Source organism: Acidovorax sp. HMWF018 (genome assembly GCF_003061035.1).
GTDB lineage: Bacteria > Pseudomonadota > Gammaproteobacteria > Burkholderiales > Burkholderiaceae_C > Acidovorax > Acidovorax delafieldii.
Genome location: NZ_QAIM01000113.1, coordinates 26,275 through 35,385, shown reverse-complemented (window position 1 = coordinate 35,385; position 9,111 = coordinate 26,275). Strand labels below are relative to the sequence as shown.

Here is a 9,111-nt window from a genome sequence, read left to right as displayed (position 1 = left end):
CACCACATGCGTAGGGGTGTGCAGGAACAAGTCCAGCGAGCGGGTGACCACGCCCTCGGTGGAGTTCTCTACCCCCACCACGCCATATTGGGCACTGCCTGCCGCCGTGGCGTGGAACACCTCGTCGAAGTTGGCGCAGTACATCAGGTCGGCGGCACCGCCGAAGAATTCAATCGCGGCCTGCTCGCAGAACGTGCCCTCGGGGCCCAGCACGGCCACACGCTGGGGCGATTCGAGGGCCAGGCAGGCAGACATGATCTCGCGCCAGATCGCCGCCACGTGCGCACCCTTGAGCGGGCCCGGGTTGGCGTTGGTGATTTTGTCGATGACCTGCGCCACACGGTCGGGGCGGAAGAAGGGCGTGCCTTCACGTTTCTTGACTTCACCCACCTGTTCGGCCACCAGCGCCCTCTGGTTCAGCAGCGTGAGCAGTTGCTGGTCGATGCTGTCGATCTGCACGCGCAGGCTGGTGAGGTCGGGTGAGGCTTGCGGATTGTTCATGGACGGTGGGGTAGCGGTGCGTGCTCTGGGAGCCGTTTTTTTGTTGCTGTCGTGTGGGGTGCGCGCTCAGGCGTGCTTTTGCTCAAATTCTCGCATGTAGTCCACCAGCGCCTGCACGCCCGCCAATGGCATGGCGTTGTAGATGCTGGCGCGCATGCCTCCCACGGACTTGTGGCCTTTGAGCTGCAGCAGCCCGCGCTCCTTGGCACCGGCCAGGAATGCGTCGTTACGGCTTTCGTCACGCAGGAAGAACGGGACGTTCATGCGCGAGCGGCAGTTGGCCGCCACCTTGTTGACGTACAGCTGCGATTGGTCGATAGCGTTGTACAGCAGCGTGGCCTTGGCAATGTTGCGCTGCTCCATGGCGGCCACGCCGGTCAGGCTGCCTTCTGTCTGGCGCTTGAGCCACTGGAAGGTCAGCCCGGCGACGTAGATGCCCCAGGTGGGTGGCGTGTTGTACATCGACTGGTTGTCGGCCACGATTTTGTAGTCGAAAGCGCTGGGGCAGGCGGGCAGGGCATGGCCCAGCAGGTCCTCGCGCACGATCACCAGCGTGAGGCCTGCGGGCCCCAGGTTCTTTTGCGCTCCGCCAAAGGCAAGGCCCACGCGGCTCCAGTCCACGGGCCGCGAGGCCACGTGCGAGGAGAAGTCGATCACCAGCGGCGCATCGCTGCCCAGCGCCTTGAGGTCGGGCAGCTGGTGGAACTCGGTGCCGTGGATGGTTTCGTTGCTGCACAGGTGCAGGTAGCTCGCGCCCCGACTCACTGTCCACGAAGCTGGGTCCGGCACGGTGGTATAGCCCGTCTCTTCACCCGTGGCAACGATGTTGACTTCGGACGCATATTTGCGTGCTTCCTTTTGCGACTTCTGGCTCCAGCTGCCGGTCACCACAAAATCGACCACGCCGGCACGCGACAGGTTGAGCGGAACGATGGCGTTTTCGGCCAAGCCGCCACCTTGCATGAAGAGGATCTTGAAATGCGACGGCACGGCCAGCAGCTCGCGCAGGTCGGCTTCCGCCTTTTCATAGATGGACAGAAACTCCTTGCCGCGGTGGCTCATTTCCATCACGCCCATGCCACTGCCGTGCCAGTCCAGCATCTCGGCGGCGGCTTGTTGCAGGACTTCGGAGGGGATGGCGGCGGGGCCTGCGGAGAAGTTGTAAGGGCGTGTCATTTTAGGGGCTAAAAATGCATCAGGCGCTTATTCAATAAGCGCCTGATGCTTTGCTTTTGATAGCATTAGCGGGGCGTCTTCACGCCCTGCGGTGGTCAGGCGTCGGGGGCTTCAGGTGCGGAGGAAGTGCCACTGTCCGGGCTTGCATCCCCATCAGCTTCTGCATCCGTCACATTGGCGTCGTTCTCAACAATGCGCTGCAACCCACTGAGCTTGGAGCCTTCGTCCAGTGCGATCAGCGTCACGCCCTGCGTGGCACGACCCAGTTCGCGGATCTCGCTCACGCGGGTGCGCACCAGCACGCCCTTGTCGGTGATCAGCATGATCTCGTCATCTGCATGCACCAGCGTGGCGGCAACGACCTTGCCGTTGCGCTCGCTCTGCTGGATGGCGATCATGCCCTTGGTGCCACGGCCATGGCGGGTGTACTCGACGATGCTGGTGCGCTTGCCGTAGCCGTTTTCTGTAGCAGTCAACACACTCTGCGTTTCGTCTTCGGCGACCAGCATGGCGATCACGCTCTGTCCTTCTTCCAGCATCATGCCGCGCACGCCGCGCGCCGCACGGCCCAGTGGGCGCACTCCGCCTCTGTCTTCGTGCTCGTTAAAGCGTACGGCTTTGCCACCATCGCTGAACAGCATCACATCATGCTGGCCGTCGGTGAGAGCGGCACCGATCAAGTAGTCACCGTCATCCAAGTTGACAGCGATGATGCCGCCCTTGCGCGGGTTGCTGAACTCGTCCAGTGCCGTCTTCTTCACGGTGCCCATGCTGGTGGCCATGAACACGTAGCGGTCCGCAGGGAAGCTGCGCATGTCGCCGGTGAGCGGCAGTACCACGTTGATCTTTTCGCCGTCCTGCAGCGGGAACATGTTGACGATGGGGCGTCCACGCGAGCCGCGCGAGCCTGCCGGCACTTCCCACACCTTGAGCCAATACAGGCGGCCACGGTTGGAGAAGCACAGGATGTAGTCGTGTGTGTTGGCGATGAAGAGCTGGTCGATCCAGTCGTCTTCCTTTGTCGCGGTCGCCTGCTTGCCGCGTCCGCCGCGCTTTTGGGCACGGTATTCGGACAGGGGCTGGCTCTTGATGTAGCCGGTGTGGGACAGCGTCACCACCATGTCGGTGGGGGTGATCAGGTCCTCAGTGGAGAGATCCTGTGCGCTGTATTCAACGATGGAGCGACGTGCGCCCAGCTTGTGCTGGCCGAACTCCTGCTTGATGGAGGTGAGTTCGTCGCTGATGATGACCGACACGCGCTCGGGCTTTGCCAGGATGTCCAGCAGATCCTCGATGACCGCCATGACTTCCTTGTACTCGGCGACGATCTTGTCCTGCTCCAGGCCCGTGAGGCGTTGCAGTCGCATCTGCAGGATTTCCTGGGCCTGCGTTTCCGACAACCGGTACAGGCCGTCCTGGCCCATTCCGAATTCCTTTTCCAGGCCGTCGGGGCGATAGTCGTCGGCGTTGATCACACCACCGTCAGCACGCGTGCGCGTGAGCATCTCGCGCACCAGCTTGCTGTCCCAGGGGCGGGCCATCAGCTCAGCCTTGGCCACAGGGGGCGTGGGCGCGTTGCGAATGATGGCGATGAAGTCGTCGATGTTGGCCAGCGCTACGGCGAGGCCTTCCAGCACATGGCCACGGTCACGCGCCTTGCGCAGTTCGAACACCGTCCGGCGTGTCACCACTTCGCGGCGGTGCTGCAGGAAGACGCTGATCAGGTCTTTCAGATTGCACAGGCGGGGCTGGCCGTCGATCAGCGCCACCATGTTCATGCCGAACGTGTCCTGCAGCTGCGTCTGCTTGTACAGGTTGTTGAGCACCACCTCGGGCACTTCACCGCGCTTGAGTTCGATCACCAGGCGCATGCCGGATTTGTCCGACTCGTCCTGGATGTGGCTGATGCCTTCGATCTTCTTTTCGTGCACCAGCTCGGCCATGCGCTCCTGCAGCGTCTTCTTGTTGACCTGGTAGGGCAGCTCGTCCACGATGATCGCCTGGCGCTGGCCGCGGTCGATGTCCTCAAAGTGGCACTTGGCACGCATCACCACCTTGCCGCGTCCGGTGCGGTAGCCATCCTTCACGCCGTTAATGCCGTAGATGATGCCGGCGGTGGGGAAGTCTGGGGCCGGGATGATTTCCATCAACTCATCGATGGTCGTCTCGGGATTGCGCAGCATGTGCAGGCACGCATCGACCACTTCGTTGAGGTTATGTGGCGGAATGTTGGTGGCCATACCCACCGCAATACCCGCCGATCCATTCACCAGCAAGTTGGGCAGCTTGCTGGGCAATACCAGCGGTTCTTTCTCGCTGCCGTCGTAGTTGGGGCCGAAATCGACAGTTTCCTTGTCAATATCTCCCAGCATTTCATGGGCGATTTTGGCCAGGCGGATTTCGGTGTATCGCATGGCTGCAGCGTTGTCGCCGTCCACGGATCCGAAATTACCTTGTCCATCCACCAGCATATGGCGCAACGAGAAGTCCTGCGCCATCCGCACAATGGTGTCGTACACCGCAGAGTCCCCGTGCGGGTGGTATTTGCCGATCACGTCGCCCACGATACGAGCCGACTTTTTATAAGGCCGGTTCCAGTCGTTATTGAGCTCATGCATGGCGAAAAGAACGCGGCGGTGCACAGGCTTCAAGCCGTCACGCGCGTCGGGCAGTGCACGACCCACAATCACGCTCATCGCGTAATCGAGGTAACTGCGCCGCATCTCTTCTTCGAGGCTGATCGGCAGGGTTTCTTTGGCAAACTGGGTCATTGGGACGGCGGGGGCGGCAAAGGAGAGCCATTTTAGGCGTAAGACCGTGTAGCGACGGCGCAACATATCGAAGCAATTCAGGTTTTGTCCTACGGGGCCCGACCAGCGCGCGCAGCTTTTGCCCTGTTACGTATGGCACAATCGTTTGAACGCTTAGGGTGGTGGTCACCCCAGGCGTCCTGATTCGCAGCGCGGCTGCGGCTTTTTCCCCAAGAGGAGAACCATGAAGAAACTGAACAAAGTGGCGATGTTGTTTGCCTCTGCAGCGCTCGCAACCGCCGCTGGCGCACAAACCGTTGACAACTGGCGCGATGCTTCTGGCCAACTGGTCTGGAAGAACGGTACCAACGAATACTGCTGGCGCGATGCCAACTGGACGCCTGCTACGGCAGCTCCTGGCTGCGACGGCGCAATCGCTGCTCCCGCTCCTGCCGCTGCACCAGCTCCTGCTGCTGCTCCAGCACCCGCTGCCGCCCCTGCACCCGCTCCCGCACCAGCTCCTGCAGTCGCCACCAAGGTGACCTACGCTGCTGACGCCTTCTTCGACTTCGACAAGTCGGTGCTCAAGCCAGAAGGCAAGGCCAAGCTGGACGACCTGGTTTCCAAGGTCAAGGGCATCAATCTGGAAGTGATCATTGCTGTGGGTCACACTGACTCCGTCGGCTCTGATGCTTACAACCAAAAGCTGTCGGTGCGTCGTTCTGAAGCCGTGAAGGCTTACTTGGTGTCCAAGGGCATCGAAAAGAACCGCGTGTACACCGAAGGCAAGGGCGAAAAGCAACCCGTGGCTGACAACAAGACCGCCGAAGGCCGTGCGAAGAACCGTCGCGTGGAAATCGAAGTCGTTGGCACTCGCGCCGCTCAGTAATCTTCGGATTGCTTCACAAAAAGCCCCGCTTGCGGGGCTTTTTTGCGTCTGGGGCTTTTCGCGCTCTCCCTTCATGGACAATCAGCGACATGATCGAAACCGTCAATGCAGATCCGGCCGAATTGGCCAAGTTTTCCGAATTGGCCCACCGATGGTGGGACCCTGACAGTGAATTTCGTCCCTTGCACCAGATCAACCCGCTGCGGCTTGACTGGATTCATGGGCTGAGCGCCTTGACCGGCAAGCGTGTGCTGGATGTGGGCTGTGGCGGGGGCATTCTGGCCGACTCCATGGCGCGCAAGGGGGCAGATGTGCTGGGTATTGACCTGGCAACCAAGGCGTTGCGCGTGGCGCAGTTGCATGCTCTGGAGGCTGGAACCCAAAACGTGCAGTACCGTGAGATCAGCGCTGAAGCGATGGCCTTGGAGCAACCTGCTGGTTTTGATGTGGTGACCTGCATGGAAATGCTGGAGCATGTTCCGGATCCCGCCTCGGTGGTCCGCGCGTGCGCCACGTTGGTCAAACCCGGGGGCTGGGTCTTTTTCTCCACCATCAATCGCAACGCCAAGGCGTTTATGCTGGCCATTGTGGGCGCGGAATACGTGCTTAACATGCTGCCGCGCGGCACCCACGAATACGCCAAGATGATCCGCCCCAGCGAGCTTGCAGGGCATTGCCGCAGTGCGGGCTTGGATGTTCTGCACACCAAGGGCCTGGAATACAACCCCCTCACGCGTCGCTATTGGCTCAGCGCCAACACCAGCGTCAATTACCTGTTTGCCGCGCGTCGCCTGGGCTGATATGGCTACCGTTTTTCATGGCATTCGCGCAGTCCTTTTTGATTTGGATGGGACTCTGATCGACAGCGCACCAGACTTGGGGGCGGCCGCAGACAAAATGCGCACCGACCGAGGTCTGCCTTCGCTGCCCCCGGCCCGATATCGCCCGATGGCGGGAGCAGGCGCCCGCGGCATGCTGGCAGAAGCCTTTGGCATGGGGCCAGATCACCCAGACTTTGCCGTCATGCGTGAAGAGTTTTTCGTGAACTATGAAACTCGCATGACCGAGCAGACCACCATTTTTGAAGGTGTGCCGGAATTGGTTCGCCAGATTCTCGAACGTAACATGACGTGGGGTGTGGTCACCAACAAGGCTGCCCGCTTTACCGAACCCCTGACCCAGGCCATTCCGCTGTTTGCCACCGCTTCGGCAGTGGTCAGTGGCGACACCACGCCACACGCCAAGCCCCATCCCGCGCCCCTGCTGGAAGCGGCTGCGCGGTTGTGTGTGCCGCCGGAGCAGTGTATTTACGTGGGTGATGACGAGCGTGACATCGTGGCAGGTCTGGCGGCAGGCATGGGTACAGTGGCCGCCACCTACGGTTACTTGGGCGCAAAGACCGACCCTGCAGAGTGGGGCGCCCACGCCGCAATTAAATCTCCCAGCGAGCTCTTGCAATTGCTCGCGAACGCCTAAAATAAGAAGCTAGGGGCTGTCCTGGTTTCGACGTGGGTTCGGGATCAGTGTGGTGCATGTCGAGCTTGAGTCACGCTCGTAAATCTCGATTTAACAAACTAACTGCAAACGACGAACGTTTCGCACTCGCTGCTTAATTGCCAGTGAGCCTTGCAACAGTTGGCCGATGGGCTGGGCAAGGGGGTTCTGAGCAATCAGTGCCTCCCGGCTGCAAGGATAATTACATGGGCTGGCTTCCATCCGGGTACCTTGGGTGGAGGCGAGAAAATAGGGTGCTGGCGGCCCATGTAGCGTGCGACTGCGCGACATGGGTAGCGAGATCCAAATCAGACCGCTAAACATGTAGATCTGCCTGACGAAGGCTTGCGGACGCGGGTTCAATTCCCGCCAGCTCCACCAAACATAAACCCCCAACCGGTAACGGTTGGGGGTTTTTCTTTTCCCACTGATTTTGTACTGCTGCGCAAGGATAGTTGCTTCCGTTCGCCCTTACCGAACGATTCGATGCACCTTCTGGCTCTGAGGCGTGACGTCTTTGAACCATGTCCCTCAACGGCAATCCGCAGTGGCTGTGTATCCCCGGCTTCGCGTTGTAAACCCCTGAAAAAATCGGCTAACACGCTGCCGTTCGCGCAGTCAACCACCTGTCAACGTGCTTCGCCAACACCGCCCAAGAAACAAAATGAAATAAACCGAAACTGGCTCGAGACCACGTTCCAAGCCGCTGCGCGCACCATCAGGGTCATGTTCCATACCGTCTTTGAAAGGACAGCATCATGAAACCCTGGATCAAGAAAACGCTGATGGGCATTTTTGGTGCGTCCATCGCGGTGGGTGGGCTGACGGCCTGCTCCAGCGGGCACCACCAGCGCGGCCCGATGACTGCGGAAAAGATGGCGGAAGTGCGCGGCAAGATGGTGGACCGGGTGAGCAGCAAGCTGGATCTGAACGAGGCACAAAAGACCAAGCTCAATGCCTTGGCCGATCAACTGGAAGCCCAGCGCGCAGCGTTCGTCGGCAAGACGGCAGACCCCCGAGCCGAGGTGCAGGCCATTGTGGCGGGCGACAAGTTTGATCGGGTGCGGGCGCAGTCCCTGCTCGAAGACAAGACGCGTGCGGTGCAGGCCCACAGTCCCGCGGTGGTCAATGCGATGGCCGACTTCTATGACAGCCTGAACCCTGACCAGCAGCAAAAAGTGCGCGAGCTGATGCAGCGTCGCAAGGGCTGGATGGCCCGCGGGTGATGGGCGGGGAGCATTGCATGTCACCCACGCTGGAACCTATCCACCGCCTCGCCCAGGGCGTTCGTGTGCACGGGCCCGCGCTGCTGTCGGGCATGCCAGAGCCTCACGATGAGCTGATGTCGCTGGTCTGGGGGCCGCGCTTTGACCGCGAGCATGCGATGGGCCTGGTCGCTCGCCAGCCCTCGGTGGCGGCCCACACGCTGCCTGCCCTGCTGGCGGCTGCCGACCATTTTGATGCGCTCCATGCCGGTGCGCAGGGCCGTTTGCGGCGACTCATCGTGCGACACCGCGCATTGTGTGCGGCTGGCGCTTCTGTCGATACCGCCCTTGGGGAGCGCGCCTGACGGTGTGAGAATTGCTCATGCACCGCATATTGTTGATTGACGACGACGCGCAGTTGGGCGCTCCCCTGGCCACTTACTTCCAGCGTTTTGAACTGGAACTCGTTCATGCACTTCGGCCCAGCGATGGCTTGGCACAGCTGACGGCCGGCGGGTTTGACGCTGCCATCCTCGACGTGATGCTGCCCGAAATGGACGGGTTTGAGCTGTGCCGCACCATCCGCAAGCAGGGCGACCTGCCCATCGTGATGCTGACCGCGCGCGGCGAGGTGATGGACCGGGTGGTGGGGCTGGAGCTGGGGGCTGACGACTATCTGCCCAAGCCCTTTGAGCCACGTGAACTGGTGGCGCGCCTGCAGACGGTATTGCGCCGGCGCAGGGCGCCGGGGCAGGGCGTTGCCGTGGGCGCGCTGGAGTTCGAGGGCCTGTCCATCGACGCAGCGCGCCGCAGTGTGCAGCGCCATGGTGTGGTGGTGGAGCTGACCGGCACGGAGTTCGACCTGTTGCACCTGTTGGCGCGCGAGCCCGGCAAGGTCTTCAGCCGCGACGACATCCTGAACCAGCTGCGTGGTCATGAGGCCGAGCTGTACACCCGCGCGGTGGACATCGTGGTGAGCAGGTTGCGCAAAAAGCTGGAGCCGCTGGACTGCATCAAGACATTGCGCAACGTGGGCTACTCCCTGGCTTTGCGCCGCGCTGCCCCATGAAGCAGATTTGTTCTCCCATTCACGACC

9 protein-coding genes and 1 other RNA gene are annotated in these 9,111 nt (G+C 61.2%); 7 read left to right on the top strand and 3 right to left on the bottom strand.

From position 1 onward, the window contains the following. The 3 genes from pheA to gyrA form a co-directional block, all read right to left on the bottom strand. Nucleotides 1–501: chorismate mutase (gene pheA, locus DBR23_RS30255; protein ID WP_233250263.1), on the bottom strand; the 501-nt coding region annotated here is incomplete at its 3' end. 66 nt (nucleotides 502–567) lie between these two features. After that, complete coding sequence (serC, locus tag DBR23_RS04195) at nucleotides 568–1,677, bottom strand: 3-phosphoserine/phosphohydroxythreonine transaminase (protein ID WP_056746353.1); 1,110 nt, start codon at nucleotides 1,675–1,677, stop codon at nucleotides 568–570. Nucleotides 1,678–1,772: 95 nt separating this feature from the next. Further along, complete coding sequence (gene gyrA / locus DBR23_RS04190; RefSeq protein ID WP_108497404.1) at nucleotides 1,773–4,448, bottom strand: DNA gyrase subunit A; 2,676 nt, start codon at nucleotides 4,446–4,448, stop codon at nucleotides 1,773–1,775. A 223-nt stretch (nucleotides 4,449–4,671) separates the two neighbouring features. Here gyrA and ompA point away from each other — a divergent pair, with 223 nt between their 5' ends. From ompA to DBR23_RS04155, 7 genes are all read left to right on the top strand, one after another. Then, nucleotides 4,672–5,316 (top strand): outer membrane protein OmpA, encoded by a 645-nt coding sequence (gene ompA, locus DBR23_RS04185; protein ID WP_015014428.1) that lies wholly within the window; start codon nucleotides 4,672–4,674, stop codon nucleotides 5,314–5,316. Nucleotides 5,317–5,405: 89 nt separating this feature from the next. Beyond that, nucleotides 5,406–6,116: a bifunctional 2-polyprenyl-6-hydroxyphenol methylase/3-demethylubiquinol 3-O-methyltransferase UbiG gene (gene ubiG, locus DBR23_RS04180; RefSeq protein WP_108497403.1), complete on the top strand. Its 711-nt coding sequence runs from the start codon at nucleotides 5,406–5,408 to the stop codon at nucleotides 6,114–6,116. A gap of 1 nt (nucleotide 6,117) precedes the next feature. After that, nucleotides 6,118–6,792, top strand: a complete 675-nt coding sequence (locus DBR23_RS04175; RefSeq protein WP_108497402.1) for an HAD family hydrolase — start codon at nucleotides 6,118–6,120, stop codon at nucleotides 6,790–6,792. Between the two features lie 12 nt (nucleotides 6,793–6,804). Continuing rightward, nucleotides 6,805–7,191, top strand: a transfer-messenger RNA (tmRNA) gene (ssrA, locus tag DBR23_RS04170). Between the two features lie 377 nt (nucleotides 7,192–7,568). Then, nucleotides 7,569–8,036: a Spy/CpxP family protein refolding chaperone gene (locus tag DBR23_RS04165; protein WP_056063625.1), complete on the top strand. Its 468-nt coding sequence runs from the start codon at nucleotides 7,569–7,571 to the stop codon at nucleotides 8,034–8,036. Between the two features lie 17 nt (nucleotides 8,037–8,053). Beyond that, nucleotides 8,054–8,380: a hypothetical protein gene (locus DBR23_RS04160; protein WP_056065068.1), complete on the top strand. Its 327-nt coding sequence runs from the start codon at nucleotides 8,054–8,056 to the stop codon at nucleotides 8,378–8,380. 17 nt (nucleotides 8,381–8,397) lie between these two features. Then, entirely contained in the window at nucleotides 8,398–9,084 is a 687-nt protein-coding gene (locus DBR23_RS04155; RefSeq protein WP_056063622.1) for a response regulator transcription factor, read from the top strand. Nucleotides 9,085–9,111 lie beyond the last annotated feature (27 nt).

Bases quoted from the DNA above. Each gene is read 5' to 3' on its own strand.
- serC (WP_056746353.1), bottom strand. From the start codon at position 1,677: ATGACACGCCCTTACAACTTCTCCGCAGGCCCCGCCGCCATCCCCTCC.
- gyrA (WP_108497404.1), bottom strand. From the start codon at position 4,448: ATGACCCAGTTTGCCAAAGAAACCCTGCCGATCAGCCTCGAAGAAGAG.
- ompA (WP_015014428.1), top strand. From the start codon at position 4,672: ATGAAGAAACTGAACAAAGTGGCGATGTTGTTTGCCTCTGCAGCGCTC.
- ubiG (WP_108497403.1), top strand. From the start codon at position 5,406: ATGATCGAAACCGTCAATGCAGATCCGGCCGAATTGGCCAAGTTTTCC.
- DBR23_RS04175 (WP_108497402.1), top strand. From the start codon at position 6,118: ATGGCTACCGTTTTTCATGGCATTCGCGCAGTCCTTTTTGATTTGGAT.
- DBR23_RS04165 (WP_056063625.1), top strand. From the start codon at position 7,569: ATGAAACCCTGGATCAAGAAAACGCTGATGGGCATTTTTGGTGCGTCC.
- DBR23_RS04160 (WP_056065068.1), top strand. From the start codon at position 8,054: ATGTCACCCACGCTGGAACCTATCCACCGCCTCGCCCAGGGCGTTCGT.
- DBR23_RS04155 (WP_056063622.1), top strand. From the start codon at position 8,398: ATGCACCGCATATTGTTGATTGACGACGACGCGCAGTTGGGCGCTCCC.